Annotated in this window: 15 protein-coding genes and 1 pseudogene; 3 read left to right on the top strand and 13 right to left on the bottom strand. The window is 74.4% G+C overall.

The features are described from left to right. The first annotated feature begins 222 nt into the window (after nt 1–222). On the top strand, nt 223–1,035 hold the full coding sequence (locus ACIRG6_RS13440; protein ID WP_350720297.1) for an AfsR/SARP family transcriptional regulator: 813 nt from the start codon (nt 223–225) through the stop codon (nt 1,033–1,035). Nucleotides 1,036–1,068: 33 nt separating this feature from the next. Here the strand turns inward: ACIRG6_RS13440 and ACIRG6_RS13435 are convergent, their stop codons facing one another. The 7 genes from ACIRG6_RS13435 to ACIRG6_RS13405 all read right to left on the bottom strand — a co-directional run bounded on the left by ACIRG6_RS13435 (nt 1,069) and on the right by ACIRG6_RS13405 (nt 7,569). After that, a complete protein-coding gene (locus tag ACIRG6_RS13435; RefSeq protein WP_403322541.1) occupies nt 1,069–1,962 on the bottom strand; it encodes a thioesterase II family protein in 894 nt (297 codons plus the stop codon). A gap of 192 nt (nt 1,963–2,154) precedes the next feature. After that, nucleotides 2,155–2,379, bottom strand: a complete 225-nt coding sequence (locus ACIRG6_RS13430) for an acyl-CoA carboxylase epsilon subunit (RefSeq protein WP_364821901.1) — start codon at nt 2,377–2,379, stop codon at nt 2,155–2,157. After that, nucleotides 2,376–3,947, bottom strand: coding sequence for an acyl-CoA carboxylase subunit beta (locus ACIRG6_RS13425; protein ID WP_403323113.1), 1,572 nt, complete (start codon nt 3,945–3,947; stop codon nt 2,376–2,378). Before ACIRG6_RS13425 ends, ACIRG6_RS13430 begins: the two co-directional genes overlap by 4 nt. A 146-nt stretch (nt 3,948–4,093) precedes the next feature. Further along, nucleotides 4,094–4,798 carry an SDR family oxidoreductase gene (locus ACIRG6_RS13420; protein WP_350720303.1) on the bottom strand — a complete coding sequence of 235 codons (705 nt, stop codon included), beginning with the start codon at nt 4,796–4,798 and terminating at the stop codon, nt 4,094–4,096. Between the two features lie 69 nt (nt 4,799–4,867). Then, nucleotides 4,868–6,088, bottom strand: a complete 1,221-nt coding sequence (locus tag ACIRG6_RS13415; RefSeq protein WP_403322538.1) for a beta-ketoacyl-[acyl-carrier-protein] synthase family protein — start codon at nt 6,086–6,088, stop codon at nt 4,868–4,870. Then, a complete protein-coding gene (locus ACIRG6_RS13410; protein ID WP_364681406.1) occupies nt 6,088–6,384 on the bottom strand; it encodes an acyl carrier protein in 297 nt (98 codons plus the stop codon). The genes ACIRG6_RS13415 and ACIRG6_RS13410 overlap by 1 nt, the downstream gene beginning before the upstream one ends. A gap of 120 nt (nt 6,385–6,504) precedes the next feature. Then, nucleotides 6,505–7,569 (bottom strand): beta-ketoacyl-ACP synthase III, encoded by a 1,065-nt coding sequence (locus ACIRG6_RS13405; RefSeq protein ID WP_364821899.1) that lies wholly within the window; start codon nt 7,567–7,569, stop codon nt 6,505–6,507. Between the two features lie 279 nt (nt 7,570–7,848). Between ACIRG6_RS13405 and ACIRG6_RS13400 the strand changes: the two genes are divergently transcribed. Beyond that, nucleotides 7,849–9,084: an MFS transporter gene (locus tag ACIRG6_RS13400; protein ID WP_350720309.1), complete on the top strand. Its 1,236-nt coding sequence runs from the start codon at nt 7,849–7,851 to the stop codon at nt 9,082–9,084. Nucleotides 9,085–9,192: 108 nt separating this feature from the next. Here ACIRG6_RS13400 and ACIRG6_RS13395 read toward each other — a convergent pair whose 3' ends face one another. The 6 genes and pseudogenes from ACIRG6_RS13395 to ACIRG6_RS13370 form a co-directional block, all read right to left on the bottom strand. Beyond that, nucleotides 9,193–9,693: a nuclear transport factor 2 family protein gene (locus ACIRG6_RS13395; RefSeq protein WP_350720311.1), complete on the bottom strand. Its 501-nt coding sequence runs from the start codon at nt 9,691–9,693 to the stop codon at nt 9,193–9,195. A 190-nt stretch (nt 9,694–9,883) separates the two neighbouring features. Continuing rightward, the gene (locus ACIRG6_RS13390; RefSeq protein WP_225637015.1) at nt 9,884–10,771 is read right to left on the bottom strand and encodes a transketolase family protein; all 888 of its coding nucleotides are present in this window, start codon (nt 10,769–10,771) and stop codon (nt 9,884–9,886) included. 133 nt (nt 10,772–10,904) lie between these two features. Further along, on the bottom strand, nt 10,905–11,594 hold the full coding sequence (locus ACIRG6_RS13385; protein ID WP_364681461.1) for a transketolase: 690 nt from the start codon (nt 11,592–11,594) through the stop codon (nt 10,905–10,907). A gap of 154 nt (nt 11,595–11,748) precedes the next feature. Beyond that, nucleotides 11,749–12,453: an HAD family hydrolase gene (locus tag ACIRG6_RS13380; protein WP_350720313.1), complete on the bottom strand. Its 705-nt coding sequence runs from the start codon at nt 12,451–12,453 to the stop codon at nt 11,749–11,751. Between the two features lie 54 nt (nt 12,454–12,507). After that, on the bottom strand, nt 12,508–13,497 hold the full coding sequence (locus ACIRG6_RS13375) for a ScbA/BarX family gamma-butyrolactone biosynthesis protein (protein ID WP_364681411.1): 990 nt from the start codon (nt 13,495–13,497) through the stop codon (nt 12,508–12,510). A gap of 286 nt (nt 13,498–13,783) precedes the next feature. Next, nucleotides 13,784–14,124: pseudogene (locus tag ACIRG6_RS13370) on the bottom strand (SpoIIE family protein phosphatase); the annotation flags it as partial. Between the two features lie 257 nt (nt 14,125–14,381). Here ACIRG6_RS13370 and ACIRG6_RS13365 point away from each other — a divergent pair. After that, nucleotides 14,382–15,947, top strand: coding sequence for a Re/Si-specific NAD(P)(+) transhydrogenase subunit alpha (locus ACIRG6_RS13365; RefSeq protein WP_364681413.1), 1,566 nt, complete (start codon nt 14,382–14,384; stop codon nt 15,945–15,947). Nucleotides 15,948–15,949 lie beyond the last annotated feature (2 nt).

Below are 15,949 nucleotides of genomic sequence, written 5' to 3'. Positions count from 1 at the left end.
AGTCCAAAGATGGACTACAGGGCACTGTCCCTCGGTGCGGTTCCCGGGGAGGCATCCGGAAAGCATCTCGATACGGTGACAAACGGAGTGTCATATTCGCGCGTGTGCAGTCGAGTTGGGGGAAGACGGGCTGTCGCAAGCATTCGTGTACTGTGATGCATGAATGAACTCAGACTCACCGATGTACGAAGGTATGCGTACGGATCCGTGAGGAGACAACGGGTGGACGTCCAAGTGCTGGGGCCGCTGCGCGTGACGATCGCCGGCCGCTCCGTGGTGCCCACGGCGATCAAGGCGCGCAAGCTGATGGCGATGCTGGTGATGAACCCGGGGAGAGTCGCGCAGGTCGGCACCATCGAGCGCGAACTGTGGGACGACGCGGTGCCGGCCAGCGCCGCGACCGGTATCCAGAACAACGTGCTGCAGATCCGCAAGCGGCTGGCGCAGGCCTGCCGGGAGGCCGGCTCGCCGGAGGATCCCAAGAGCCTCCTCGTCACCGAGCCGACCGGGTACCGGCTGGCCCTGGCCGTCGAGCACAGCGATCTCGCGGAACACCGCAGGCTGGTGCGCGAGGCGGACGAGGCGGAGGACCGGGGCGACACGGAGTCCGCGTCGGAGCGGCTGAACCAGGCCCTGGCGTTGTGGCGTGACGCGCCGCTGGCGGACGTGCCCGCCGGCCCCGTGCTCACCGCCCACCTGCTGCGGATGGAGGAGGACCGCAACGTGGTGCTGTACCGCCGCCTCTCCCTCGACCTGCGACTGCGCCGGTACTCGGAGGTGATCGGCGAACTGCGCGCCCTGACCGCGCTGCACCCCCACGACGAGGCGCTGCACGAGCGGCTGATGACGGCCCTCTACCTGTCCGGGCGGCGCGGGGAGGCCCTGGACGTCTACGCCGCACTGCGGTCGGCCCTGGCCGGAGAGCTGGGCCTGGAGCCCTCACCGCGCCTGCAGCGGCTGCAGCGGACCGTGCTGGAGGCCCCTCAGGCCCCCAGCCAGGAGCAACTGAGCCGCCACCTGGCCGCGGTGGCCTGAGACCACCGCGGCCGGGGAGCGGACGAGCGGACGTCAGGCGGCCCTCGTGACCGCAATGCCCCGCCCGCCCTTCCGGGAGCGGCCGGCCGGGGACGGACACCCGGCCGCCGCCCGGCGGGCCGCGGCGGTCAGCTCCGCGGCCACCAGGTCCCGGCCCTGCGGGGCGAAGGGGAAGAAGTGCCCGCCCTCCACCACCCGGCCCCGGAAGGGGCCCGTGGTGAACGGCGCCCACAGCGGCAGCGTGACCGCGGGCACCAGCGGGTCGTCCGCACCGGACAGCACGGTGACCGGCCGGCGCAGCCTGACCGGGTCGACCGCCGCCAGCGCGCGGTGGGCCACCAGCAGGTCGTGCGCCAGGACGCGTCGCTCCGCGGTCAGATCCGGAGCCGTCAGGGCGTCCGCCGGCAGTCCGTGCCCGGCGAACACCGCCGTCAGGGTGGCCGGCGGCCGCCCGCCTCCGGGACGCGACAGGCCGCGGGTGCCCGGCATGCCGCAGGTCAGCACCAGCTCGGCGCAACCACCGCCTCCCGCGGGCGCGGTGACCGGCCGGTCCGCCGCGTCTGCCGTCAGCACGGCCAGCAGTGAGCCGAGGCTGTGCCCGTAGAGCACCGTGGGCGGTGCCGCCGCGCCCGGATCCGCCGTCGAGGCGGCCAGTTCCCGGGTCACGCCCGCCACGGCGTCCTCGGGCGTGTACCGCGGAGCCTCCGCGTCCCGCTGCTCGCGGCCCGGCGGCAGTACGCCCAGCACGTCGAGGTCGCCCGGCAGCAGGTCCGCGAGCGGCCGGTACGGCGCCGGTCCCGCGCCGGCGTGCGGGAACAGCACGACGCGGGCCCGCGCGTCCGTGCGCGCCGGCCGCAGCGGCACCGTCCAGCGACGGTGTCCACCGCTCCGCTCCGCCGCATCACGCGGCCCTGTCCTCACTCGCATGGTGTCGCCTCCTCGGATCGAGCCGGTGCCGGGCCGGAACCCAGGCCGCTCCGGCGGGCTCCTCCCGCCCGGCATCCGACGTGTGGCTTCGGGTGTGCGCGCACGCGGGGACCCCGTAGGCGTGCCGCGGCGGAGGGAGCCCCGGGCGTATGCCGACGGGTCCCTCCCCGGCGCGCGGCCCCGGGGGCCGGTTCAACCGCGGCCTGCGCGGCGCCAGGACCGCGGCGAGCAGCCGCCGCCCGCCCGCCGCCAGGTCGCCGGACGCGCCGGGGCCTCGTGGGACACGGGCCCGCCGGCCCCGGGGACGCCGCGCCCGGCCAGTGCCGCGACCAGCGCCGCGAGTTCGGTCGCGTCCGGTTCGCCCCGCACGACGCGGAGCACGGGGGCGGCGTCACCGGCGGGGGACTCGCCGCTCACAGCGGGGGGTTCCCGTGCTTGCGGGCCGGCAGGTCGGCGTGCTTGTCCCTCAGCATCCGCAGCGCGTCGACGAGCACGGACCGGGTGTCCGCCGGGTCGATCACGTCGTCGACCAGTCCGCGTTCCGCGGCGTGGAAGGGGTGCATGAGCTCCTGCCGGTACTCCTCCACCAGCTTCGCCCGCATCGCCTCCGGATCGTCCGCCTCGGCGATACGACGCCGGAACACGACGTTCGCCGCCCCCTCCGCGCCCATCACGGCGATCTCGTTGCCCGGCCAGGCGTAGGACAGGTCGGTCCCGACGGAACGCGAGTCCATCACGATGTAGGCGCCGCCGTACGCCTTGCGCAAAACCACCTGGACACGGGGGACGGTGGCGTCGCAGTACGCGTACAGCAGCTTCGCCCCGTGCCGGATGATGCCGCCGTGCTCCTGTTCGACGCCGGGCAGGAAGCCGGGCACGTCCACGAGGGTGACCAGCGGGATGCTGAAGGCGTCACACATCTGCACGAACCGGGCCGCCTTCTCGGAGGCGTGGATGTCCAGCACCCCGGCGGTGTGCCCGGGCTGGCTCGCCACGAACCCGGCGACCTGCCCGTCCAGCCGGGCCAGCGCGCACACCACGTTGGGTGCCCACCGCTCGTGCACCTCCAGGAACTCACCGTCGTCCACCACCTCCCCGATCACCCGCCGGACGTCGTAGGAGCGGTTCGCGTCCGCCGGAACCAGGTCGAGCAGCGCCTCGCAGCGCCGGTCGGCGGGGTCGTGCGACGGTTGGTCGGGGGGCAGTGCGCGGTTGTGGGACGGCAGCAGGGTCAGCAGGTAGCGCACGTCCTGCAGACAGCTCTCCTCGTCCTCGTGCACGAAGTGCGCCACCCCCGACACGTCGGCGTGCACGTCGGCACCGCCGAGCCCGTCATGGCCGACGTCCTCGCCCGTGACCGCGCGCACCACGTCCGGGCCGGTGACGAACATCTGCGAAGTGCCGCGCACCATGAAGACGAAGTCCGTCAGCGCCGGGGAGTAGGCGGCACCCCCGGCACTCGGCCCGAGCACGACGCTGATCTGGGGGATCACGCCCGAGGCGCGGACGTTGCGGCGGAAGATGCCGCCGTAGCCGGCCAGCGCGCTCACCCCCTCCTGAACGCGGGCGCCCGCCCCGTCGTTGAGGGAGACCAGCGGAGCCCCGGCGGCCAGCGCCAGGTCCATCACCTTGTGGATCTTCTCGGCGTGGGCCTCACCGAGCGTCCCGCCGAACAGGCGGAAGTCGTGGGCGTAGACGAACACGCGCCGCCCGTACACCGTTCCCCACCCCGTCACCACCCCGTCGGTGTGCGGCCGGCGATTCTCCATGCCGAAGCCGGTGGCGCGGTGGCGGCGCAACGGTTCGATCTCCCGGAACGAGCCAGGGTCCAGCAGCAGGTCCAGCCGCTCCCGCACCGTCAGCCGGCCCTTGTCGCGCAGCCGCCGGGTGGCGTGCGGATCACCGGCGGACACGGACCGTTTCAGCGTGCGCAACCGCCGTACGCGGTGGCGCGCTTCGTCCACCGGGGGCCCGCCCCCGGACATCGCGGCGCGGCGGTCCGCCTCCTGGTACGCCATCGTTGCCTCCTCGGGTCGCGGACGCCCGGTCGCGGGCGCCCTGGTTCCTCTCGGTTCCGCGAGGCCCGCGTCACCGCCGTCCGGGCCGCGGACGCCGGCGCGCGGGCCGCCGTTCACAGGCCCATGCCGAGGCCGCCGCCCACCGGGAGGACCGCCCCGGTGACGTAACCCGCGTCCGCCGAGGCGAGGAAGCGCACCGCCGCGACCACCTCGTCGACCGTTCCGGGCCGGCCCAGCGGCGTCATCCGCATCAGCTCCGCCATCCGGCCCTCGCCGATCCCGGCCGTCATGTCGGTGCGGATGATGCCGGGCGCGACGACGTTGACGGTGATCCCGCGATCACCCAGCTCCCACACCAGCGAGCGGCACAGGCCCACCAGCCCGGACTTGGCGGCCGCGTAGTTGGTCTGGCCGGGCGACCCGGTGAAGCCCAGCACCGACGACAGCAGCACGAGCCGGCCGCGCCGCGCCGGCAGCATGGCGCGCACGGCGTTGCGGGCGGTGGTGAACGCGCCTCGCAGATTGGCGGCCAGCACGTCGTCGAAGCACTGCTCCGTCATCCGCAGCGCCGGGGTGTCCAGCGTGGCACCGGCGTTGGCGACCACCACCTCCACCGGCCCGTGTTCCGACCCGGCCGCCTTGAACGCCGCCTCGACCTGCTCGGGCACGGTCACGTCGGCGGTGAGCCCCAGCGCCCCCGCCGGGGGGCGCCCGGAGCGCAGGGTGACCGCCACCCGGTCGCCGTCGGCGGCGAACGCCTCCGCGACGGCCCGGCCGATGCCCCGGTTGCCGCCCGTGACCAGCACGGACCTGCTCATGTGCAACTCCTTTCGCCGGGCCCGCACCGGCGCCGCACGGGCGCGGGCACGGGCCGGGGTGGGTGGGTCTCAGACCGCGGTCAGCACCAGGGCGGCGTTGTGCCCGCCGAAGCCGAGCGAGGTGCTGACGGCGACATCGATGCCGACCGGGCGGGGAGCACCGCTGACGACGTCCAGGTCGATGCGCGGGTCCCGTCGCTCCAGGTTGGCGGTGGGCGGGACCGTGCCCCGCTCCACCGCCAGCGCGGTGTACGCCGCCTCGATCGCGCCGGCGGCCGCCAGGGCGTGCCCGGTGACCCCCTTCGTCGAGGCCACGGCCGGCCGCTCGCCCAGCACCCGGCGCAGGACCGCGCCCTCGACCAGGTCGTTCATCGGCGTGGACGTGCCGTGCGCGTTGACGTGGTCGACCTCGCCGGGGGAGACCCCGGCGTCGGCGAGCGCCTGCCGCAGCGCCTGCTGGATGCCACGGCCCTCGGGGTGCGGCGCGGTGGCGTGGTGGGCGTCGGTCGCCGCGCCGTAGCCGCTGACCGCCGCCCGCATCGAGGCGCCGCGGGCCCGCGCGTCGGCCGCCCGCTCCAGCACCAGCACCCCGGCGCCCTCGGCGGCGACGAAGCCGTCCCGGTCGGCGTCGAAGGGCCGGCTGGCGCGCTCGGCGTCGGGCTTCCCGCGCGACAGTGCCCCCATCTTGGCCAGGCCCGCCAGGGTGGTCGGGGTGAGCGCCGACTCGCTGGCCCCTGCCAGCACCAGGTCGCACCTCCCGGACCGCAGCAGGTCCCGGCCCAGGCCGACCGCGGTCGCCCCGGAGGCGCACGCCGTGGCCGTCACCAGGCTGGGTCCCTGCGCGCCGCAGTCGATGGCCACCTGACCGGCCACCATGTTCGGCAGGTACTTGGGGATGGTCAGCGGCGACACCCGCCGCGAACCGGCCTCGCACAGCACGGCGTGCTGTTCCTCCAGCACGCCGGGCCCGCCCAGCGAGTTGCCCAGCACCACGCCGACCCGGGTGCCGTCCCAGGTGTCGCTGGAGCAGCCGGCGTCCCGTACCGCCATGCGGGCGGCGGCCACGGCGAGCTGCACGAACCGGTCGAGCTGCCAGGCGGTCCGCCCGCCCAGCAGCGCGTCGGCGTCGAAGCCGGGCACGCGGCAGCACAGGTCGACCGGCAGGCCGTCGAGCGCGTCGTCGCGGGCGGCGCAGGAGCGGCCCGACAGAACCCGCGCCCAGTTCTCCTCCACACCGACGCCGGCGGGGGTGACCAGGCCGAGGCCGGTGATGACGACGTCCGCGGCCATCAGGCGTCCGCCTGCTTGCCGACGACGAATTCGGCGAGCTGTTCCAGGGTGAACTCGTCGGACAGTTCACCGTCCTCGATGGCCACTGAGAACTCCTTGTCCAGCACCAGCCCGAGTTCTATGAGCACCAGCGAGTCGAACTTCATCTCCCGCAGCGTCGTGTGGGGTTGCACCGACTCGGCGGGGACCTTGAACTGACCGGTGAGGACGGCGGCGATCCGCCGCTGCACGTCCGCCTCCCGGTCCGGGCCGCCGGACGTGGTGCCGTCGCCGGTCGTGATCCGGGTCTGCGTCATGGGAAATCACTCCTTCTGTGAGTACTGCCGTCTTCTGCTGTGCTTCGTTGTCGCGGTACTGCCGGTCGGACCGGCGGCCGCGCCGTCGGTCGCTCTTCCGGCGTGCGGACGCCGCTGTGCTCATCCCGGCTCGACCTGCGGCCACTCCAGTGCGACCGCGCCCCAGGTGAGCCCGCCGCCGAAGCCGCACAGCACGACGCGGTGGCCGGGGCGCAGGACGCCGTCCTGCGCGGCGTCCGCGAGGGCCAGCGGGATGGAGGCCGCCACCGTGTTGCCGACCTGGCCGATGTTCGACGGGAAGCGGTCGACGGGCAGGTCCAGCCGATCCGCGACCGCGGCGGTGATCCGGGCGTTGGCCTGGTGCAGCACCACCCGGTCCACGTCGGTCACGCTCCAGCCCAGCTCGCCCGCGGCCGCGCGCACGCTGTCCGCCATCCGCCGCACGGCCTGGCCGAACACCGGCCGGCCGGCCATCGTGAAGTAGGTGTCGGCCTCCCGCGCGGGCTCGCCGGCCGACCGCCGGCGGGAGCCACCGCCGGGGACCTGGATCAGGTCGCTGCGCGTGCCGTCGCTGCCCAGGGTCAGCCCGCACAGGGCGCCCCGCTCGGCGGGATGCCCCGCCCGCAGCAGCACGGCTCCCGCGCCGTCCCCGAAGACGGCCCGCGTCGTGCGGTCGCCGGGGTCGAGGATGGTGGAGAAGGTGTCCGCCCCCACCACCAGCACGCGCTCGGCGGCCCCTGACGTGATCAGGGCACCGCTCACGCCCAGGGCGTAGACGAATCCCGAGCAGACGGCCGAGACGTCGAAGGCCGCCACACCGCCCAGGCCCAGCCGGCTCGCCACTTCCGGCGCGGTCGCCGGGCAGGGCCGGTCCGGGGTGCTGGTCGCCAGCACCACCGCGTCCGCCGCGCGGTCACCGCCGTCGGCACCGCCGCTCGGGGCGGCCGACGCCAGAGCCCGCAGGCCGGCCTCCACGGCCAGGTCGCCGGTGCTCTCCCCGGGGGAGATCACATGCCGGCGGCGGATGCCGGTGCGGGAGCGGATCCACTCGTCGGAGGTGTCCAGCACGCGGGCCAGTTCGTCGTTGGTCACCACGTTTCGCGGCACCCACGCGCCCAGCCCCGCGAGCACCGCGCTCCGTTCCCGTGTCCCCGCGTCCGCGGGTCGCGCGTCCTGCACGTCCACCTCGCCTGCCTCTCCGTGGTCTCGTCGTCTGCGCACCGCTCCGGCACGCCCGCCGGGGCGACGGCACCCGGTACCCGTCCGGGGGCCCTGACGTCACGGTGGGCGCCCGCGCTCCGCTCCGGCTCACGAGCGCCCCACACACGGGTCACGACACCCGGATGAGCGGGATGTGAGCACGCGGGGAGGGAACCGGGAGAGGGTGAAGGACGACGCTGCATCCCGCAGTCCCGCGGCGCGCACCCGCGCCGCGGCCCGAATCACAGGAGGAGGCTCCCGCAGGTGCAGTCACGACCTCTGACGCGCGGGCTGACGCTGCTGCTTGCCGTCGTCTGCGGCATCACGACGGCGAACGCCTACTACGCCCAGCCGCTGCTCGACCGCATGGCGCACGATCTGAACGCTTCGTCGTCGGCGGTGTCCCTGCTGGTGACGACCGGTCAGATCGGCGTGGCCTGCGGCCTGCTGTTCGTGGTTCCGGCCGCCGACATCATGCGCCGGCAGTTCCTGCTGACCGCTCTGTTCGCCCTGGACACCCTGGCCCTGGCGGGCAGCGCCCTCGCCCCGAACGTGCTGGTGCTGGATCTGCTGGCCGTGCTCATCGGCGTCGGCGCCGTCGCCATCCCGATCCTGACCGCCTACGCCGCGGGACTGGCCGACGACGCCACCCGCGGCCGCGCCCTCGGCGTGATCATGGGGGGCGTGCTGTTCGGCATCCTGCTGTCCCGGACGGTCGCCAGCCTGATCGCCGCCGCCGGTGGCTGGCGCACGGTCTACGCGGTGGCCGCTGTGGCCATGGCCGTGGTGACGGTGGCCGTGCCGCGGATCGTGCGCGACGGCTCCCGGCCGCTGCGCATGGCCTACGGCGCCCAGGTGCTGTCCGTCCTCACCCAGTTCCGCGACCAGCCGGTGCTGCGCTCCCGCTGCTTCCTCGGCGCCTGTGTGATGGGTGCCTTCACCGCCTTCTGGACCAGCGTCGCCTTCCTGCTGACCGCGCCGCCGTTCTCCTACTCGCAGATCGGCATCGGCGTCTTCGCGCTGTCCGGGGTCGCGGGAGCGCTCATGACCTCCGGCGGAGGCCGGCTGATCGACCGCTACCGCCACTGGCGGTGGCAGTCCTCCGGTGTCTGCCTGGCGGTGCTGGCGCTGTCCTTCGCCCTGCTGATGCTCGGCGGCACCAGCATCCTGTGGCTGGTGGCCGGAGCCGTGGTGATGGACGCGGCGATCCAGGCGGTGCACGTCACCAACCAGAGCGTCGTGTACGAGCTGAACGACGACGCCCGGTCCCGGCTGGCCAGTGGATACATGATCTCCTTCGCGCTGGGCGGCGCCGTGGGCTCCGCGTGCTCCGCCGAGGCCTACCACCGCTGGGGCTGGGACGGTTCCTGCTGGGTGGGCGTGGCCCTGGCCGCCGCGGGCCTGCTCGCGTGGGCGTTCGGCAGTGGCGCGGAACGCGCCCGCCAGCAGCAGCTCCGCGCCCGGTACGAGGAGGCCGGGCGGCACCCGACCACCGTGTGACACCGCCGCGCGGCGACGCACCGAGGCGAGGGCCCCGGCCGGAATTCCCGGCCGGGGCCCTCGCTCCGTCCCCGTCACCGACGTGTCCGCGGTGGGCGCACGCCCCGCCTACTCCGGCGCGGCGGAACCGGCAGTGTGGGTGTACGCCCGCACGTCACCGCGGGTGTGGAACGTGGCGAAGTCCATGCCCGCCACCCGCCACACCGCACCGCTGCGGCGCAGTGTCAGCGTGTGCCGGCCCCACGCCTCCCACTCGGCGCCGCCCAGCGCGGGCTCCAGGGCGTTGAGCACATGGCAGCTGAAGCGGGCCGTGGCGTACGTCCCGCGCACCCGCACCCGGCACCGGCCGAGGACGTGGGCGTTGGTCTTGCCCGGGTGCAGCGCCGCACGCCACCGTGCGATCAACTGTGTCCGCGTCAGCCGTACCGGCGCACCGCCCGTCAGGGAGGTGTGGTCGACCTCGATCTCGTCGTCGAGCAGGGCCGGCACCCGGTCCCAGTCGCCGTCCTCCATCGCCTCGAACAGATCGTCCACGAGGTCGGTGATGCGGGCGGCGTCGTCGGCCACCTGCGGCGCCGCGCCGGTGGCGGCCGTGTCCGTCGTACTCATGCGTTCCTCCTGTTCCCGGGTCGCCGCAGTCGGGCGGACCCGTCCTCGGTCTCGTGCGCTCGCGCCCCGCCCCGGCCGCCGGCGGTCCGTCCCTCCGGCGACACGGCCCCGGCCGCTCCCGCGTCGTGGCCCGCGGGGCGGGCAGGCGGGAGCGGCCGGGACCGGGCGAGGCGCGCGGGGGAGCCGGCACTCAGCGGGCCAGGAACTCCCCGATGCTGCGCCGCAGTCCGGCCGCGTCCAGACCGTGCGCCGCCGCGTGCTCGGCCGGCGTGCCGTACCGGCGCAGCTCCTCCCGTGCCACGCCGAGCGACAGCAGCCGGTGCGGTACGTCGCGCAGCGCGTCGGTCACCTCGGCGGCGGAGGTGCCCGCGAGGTAGGGCTCGGCCAGCACCACGTCCGGCGCCGTCAGGGTGGCGCGCAGGGTCGCGCCGTCGAAGGGGCGGACCCACGGCGCGTACAGCACGGTCACGTCCAGTCCTTCGACCGCGGCCAGCACCGCGTCGGCGAGCGGCCCCACCGCGACCACCGTGCCGCGCGACCCCTGACGCAGGACGACGAAGCCGTCCTCCCCGTGCCACAGCGGCCGTTCGTTGGCCTCGGTGGACAGCCGGACGTAGTCCCAGCCGTCGCCGCGCGCGGCGGCGCGCAGCTGTGCCTCCGCCTCGTCGGCGTGCCCGGGCACGTGGATGTTCCAGTCCTCCAGCGTGGACAGCAGGGCCACGTCGGCGGGCGACTGGTGGGTCCGGCCGTCCACGGCGAGGTCGTAGGAGGCGCCCGCGCTGACGAGGACCGCTCCGGCCCGCTGGTGGGTCAGCCCGATCTTGATCTGCTCGAAGGGGCGTTCCACGAGGAAGCTGGAGAACGTGTGGGCGATGGGCCTCAGTCCGGCCATCGACAGCCCACCGGCGATGTCGATCATGAGTTGTTCGCGGATGCCGACGTTGATGAACCTCGGATGCTCCCGCGCACCGGGCGGCAGCTTGTCCCAGGTGATGTCGGCGAAGACGGCCGCGGTTCGCGGATCCTCCTCGACGAGGTCGGCGATGACGGCGGCGAACCGCTGCCGCATGGCGTTGATGTCGGCGAACCGCTGCTCCCAGGTGAGGACCACGGTGTCTTCCTCCTCGGTGTCGAAGGCCGTCGTGACGGCCGTTCGGGCCGGGCACCGGCGGCCGCGCCGCGGTGCCCGGCCCCGGTCGGTCGGGGGACGGTCAGTCGGGGACGGCGGTGCCGCCCGGTCCGTCGTCCGGGGTGCGGGGCAGGCCGTCCTTGCGTTCGACCTCGGCCACCACCACCAGCGGGGCACCGGGGTGCGGGGCGCGGAAGGCCTCCTCCAGGGCGCGGTGGTCATGCCCGTCGGCCCTGCGCACGGTCCAGCCCTCCAGGGCGAACCGGGCCTCCACGCCGCCCGGCCACCCGATGCTCGCCGACTGGTTGTCGATCACCACCGCGTGCAGCCGTTCCAGTTCCGCCCGGCCCGCGAACGCGATGGCCTCGTGGTTGGACCCCTCGTCGAGTTCGGCGTCGCCCAGCAGTACCCAGGTGGCGACCTCGTCCAGGCCGCGGGCACGCAGGCCCAGCGCGGTACCGACCGCCAGCGGCAGCCCGTGCCCCAGGGAGCCGCTGGCCATCTCGACACCGGGTACCAGCTCCCGGTCGGGGTGGTAGCCGAGCACCGAGTCGAAGTCCCCGTAGCGGGGCAGCAGGTCCCGGCGCAGGAACCCCTTGGCGGCCAGGACCGCGTAGTACGCCATGGGGCCGTGCCCCTTGGACAGGAAGAAGCGGTCACGGCGCTCGTCGTCCAGCCGGCGCGGGTCCGTGCGCAGGACGCGGTCGTAGAGCACCCACAGCACGTCCAGGGTGGACGCGGACGACGGCTGGTGCTTCTCGTCCCCGGTCATCAGGCCCACCAGTGCGTCCAGGTCGTGGTAGCCGAACGGGGTGCGGGCGGCGTCCGCCGGCGGCGGCGGAGCGGTGAGTGCGGTGCGGCTGCGGACGGGAACGGTCACGGGACACCTCCTGTGGTCGGGGCGGCGGACGGCGCGGGACGGTGGCTCACCGGGACAGGTCCCACAGCGTGCCGTCCGCGAGGCGGCGGTCGACGTCCCGCAGCACGTCGAGGGTGATCCCGTCCAGCTTGTCGACCGTGTGACGCACGCCCGTCTCGGCCATCTGGGCACGCTGGAAGTTGTGCGGCATGCTCGCGGGCACGCCCACGAACCCGGCGCCCAGGGCCTTGGTCACCTCCGCCACCCGGTTGATGTCGTCGACGAAGAGGACCTGGTCGTACCGGTAGCCGAAGACGTCGGTGACGATCTCCTTGACGCCGGGCCGGAAGGGGTTGACGTCCACATAGGGCGTCTCGGCGTCGAAGTAGCCGGCGAGGTGTCCCAGGAAGCGGTCGAAGGAGTACGACCGTTCCCGGCCGCCGTAGCTGGTGACCCGGACACCCGTGGAGCGCAGCAGCTCCAGCAGCCCCTCGGTACCCGGCGTGACCTCCACCGGATGCTCCCGGAGGTAGCGGTCGCGTTCCTGGAAGAACTCGGTCATCACGTCCTGTGCCGAGCAGGGCAGCTTGCACTCCAGTGCCATGAACTGCCCGGCGGCGAGCTGCGGGGAGCCCCACACCGCGCGTTCCAGCTCCGGGGTGTAGCGCCCTCCGTGCCGGGTGACGAAGCGTTCGATGACGGGGCTGTACGTGTCGTTGAACAGGACGCCGTCGGTGTCGAGGGCGACCAGGCGCAGGGAGTCGAACTCCATGGCGAACTCCTGTGGGTGTTGTCGAGTGGGTACGTGATCGACGGGCGCGGACGGTCAGCCGGTGACGGCCGCGAAGAAGGCCTCGGCGGGTGTCCCGCCGCTCTGGGCGAACGTCACCCGTACGCCGAGGGCCCCGTCGGCGCCGTCGGCGGGCTCGGGCCGGAGCGCGGTGACGGTCAACGGCGCGTCCAGTTCGGCGTAGGCGCTGAACTCCGCCCGCAGGACGCTCATCCGCCAGTCGGCCGCCGGGTGGCCGCCGAAGCGGGCCAGCGCCAGGAGCGCGGCCTGCCGTCCGGCCTCCATCAGCACCATGCCGGGCACGTGGTCCTGGGCGTGGTCGAAGAGGCTCGGGTGGTCGCCGGCCACCCGCATGCGTGCCCGCACCGCGTCACCGTCCCGCCGTACGTCGAGCAGGACGACGTTGTCCGCGGCCGTCCGGGCCACCTCGGCGGGCGGGGCCGGGACACCGTCCGGGCGGCCGCGGTACTCCAGGGAGCTGGGCAGGGCGGAGCCGCCCCGGCGGGCGCGCATGGCCCGGTAGACCGCCTCCGGCACGTAGCGCACGCGCATCCGCACCTCGCCGGCGGGTGCGCCGCTCACGGACAGCCGCATCCGGTAGGCCAGGGACCGCAGCGCGTCGCCCCGCCGCTCGACGTCGTGCGTGGTGGCGTCGATCGCCACCTCCGTGCCCGCCACGGCCGGCCCGTCGGCCGCCGGCTCCAGCGCGAGCGACCAGTCGACGAGGACGAACTTCGTGTCCGCCGACACCCCGAAGTACTCGTGCGCCGCGTAGGTCTCGGCCTGGCGGCAGCATTCGAGCAGCAGGAGGGGATCGGCTGTCCGCGGATGTGCGTGGTCCGTCCAGTACGGGTGCGCCCGCGGCAGCACGGCCCGGGCCGTGAAGCTCCCGTCCGGCCCCGGACCGGCGGAACCGAGGAACACTTCGGACTGCGAGTGCCGGTGCACGCTCTCGCGCGGCACCGTGTGCGGGGTCCGCCGGGCGTCACCGCCCGCCGCGGTGCGCGACCGCACGGTTACCGACATCGGGCTCTCCTCTCGGCCGGGTGCATGTACTGCCACCGTGGCCGCCCCGCCTCATCACCCGGTCACACCGCCATCACGTCCACCCGCGGGGGCTGGCACCGTCCACGACCCGAGTCGGCCCGTGGACCGTCCGGTGCACCGAGGCCGGGCGCGCGCACCGGGCCGAGTCCGGCGAGGGGGCCCGCGGGGACGCCCTCGGCCCGGCCCCGTCCCGGCCGACGGCCCGGACGGGGAGCGCGGTGCATTCGCGGCGGGGACGCGGCGGGTTGCGGCGGGTTCGCGGTCCTCACCGCACGGGAGGGGTGCTCCCGCCGCGCGCGGGGAGGTCCTGTCCGGCCCGGACGACCGTGCCGCCGGGCGTGCGGCACGAACCCCAGCGCCGGCACAGCATGTTGATCGGCTGAAGCCCGCGCCCGCTCTCGTCGCTCACGTCGGCGTGCTGGATCTGCGGCAGGCCGGGCCCGGAGTCGGACCGGCGGTGCGCGACCTGTTCAGCCCGTCCGTGTACAGCGTCAGCCGCCCCCGCCGGGGCACGGGGCAGTCGACCGGGTCGTACGGGATCACCCCGGTCCCCAGCGGCGCCCCGGCGGGCACGTCCAGGAACGACGTCGTGCCGTCCGGCCCGGTCCCAGGGCCTCCTGGAACCGATTCTGCCCCTCCGAGCGGCCACCGCGCCTGTCCGGTCGGGGAAGCCGCCTCGCGCCGGCGGCAGGTCCGGGTGGCAGACGGCGGTGCAGCGCCCGCCGAGTGAGACGCGCCACGGTCGTACACCTCTGCACGGGCGGCTCCGACGGGTAGGTTCCTACGGCTGCGCCCCCAGGGAAAGGGGCCGAGGGACACCCAGGACATCCCGTTACATCCCCTTCGAGGAGAGAACACGAGACATGTCTTCACGTGAATCCGCGCACCACCCACCACAGCGCATCGGCGTGGTGGCCGAGTCCGTTCCGGGGGAGAGGCGTGTCGCGGCGACTCCCACGACGGTCCGCCAGTTGCTCGGCCTCGGTTACGAGGTCGTGGTGGAGCCGGGGGCCGGCGCGGCCTCCGGCTTCAGTGACCGGTCCTACCTCGATGCCGGCGCCGAGACCGGCGAGGCGTGGACCGCGGACGTCGTCCTGAAGGTGAACTCCCCCTCCGACGAGGAGGTCACCCGGCTGCGGCCGGGCGCCACCCTGGTCGCCCTGCTGGCCCCGGCACAGAAGCCCGAACTGCTGCGGGCGCTCGCCGACGCCGGGGTGACCGCGCTGGCGCTGGACGCGGTGCCGCGCATCTCGCGGGCGCAGTCGATGGACGTGCTGTCGTCGATGGCGAACATCGCCGGGTACCGGGCGGTCATCGAGGCCGCGCACGTCTTCGGCCGGTTCTTCACCGGCCAGGTCACCGCGGCGGGCAAGGTCCCGCCGGCGAAGGTGCTCGTCGCCGGCGTGGGTGTGGCCGGTCTGGCGGCGATCGGCGCGGCCTCCAGCCTCGGCGCGATCGTACGGGCCACCGACCCGCGGCCCGAGGTCGCGGACCAGGTGAAGTCCCTCGGCGGCGAGTACCTGCCGGTGAACGTCGCCCAGGAGACGAGCGCCGACGGGTACGCCAAGGCGACCACCGCCGACTACGACCGTGCCGCCGCCGAGCTCTACCACGAGCAGGCCCGGGACGTGGACGTCGTGATCACCACCGCGCTGATCCCGGGCCGGCCGGCGCCGCGCCTGCTGACGGCCGAGGACGTGGCCGTCATGAAGCCGGGCAGCGTCGTCGTCGACATGGCCGCTGCCCAGGGCGGCAACGTCGAAGGCACCGTGCCGGGGCGCACGGTGGTCACCGGGAACGGCGTCACCGTCATCGGCTACACCGACCTCGCCTCCCGGCTGCCCGCCCAGGCGTCGCAGCTGTTCGGCACCAACCTGCTCAACCTGGTCAAGCTGCTCACGCCCGGCAAGGACGGGCAGCTGACGATCGACTTCGACGACGTCGTGCAGCGGGCCGTGACCGTGGTGCGGGCCGGGGAGGTCACCTGGCCGCCACCGCCCGTGGCGGTCTCGGCGGCGCCGGCCCCGGGGCCCGTGCGGCCCGCCGCCGAACCCGCCCCGCCAGGGCCCGGACGACCGGGACCGACGCCCGCGGCACGCCTCGGCGTGCTCGCGCTCGGCATGCTCGCGATGTTCCTGCTCGTGGCCTTCGCCCCGGCCCAACTCGCCGAGAACCTGACCGTGTTCGCCCTGGCGGTGGTGATCGGCTACTACGTCATCGGCAAGGTGCACCACGCGCTGCACACACCGCTGATGTCGGTCACCAACGCGATCTCCGGAATCGTCGTGATCGGCGCCCTGCTGCAGATCGGGCACGAGAGCAGGATCGTCACCGCGCTGTCCTTCGCGGCGATCCTGCTGGCGAGCATCAACATCTTCGGAGGTTTCGCCGTCACCCGCCGCATGCTGTCCATGTTCTCGAAAGGCTGAGC

This window comes from Streptomyces flaveolus (assembly GCF_044765825.1).
Lineage (GTDB): Bacteria > Actinomycetota > Actinomycetes > Streptomycetales > Streptomycetaceae > Streptomyces > Streptomyces flaveolus.
This window is presented reverse-complemented; position numbering and strand designations above follow the sequence as displayed.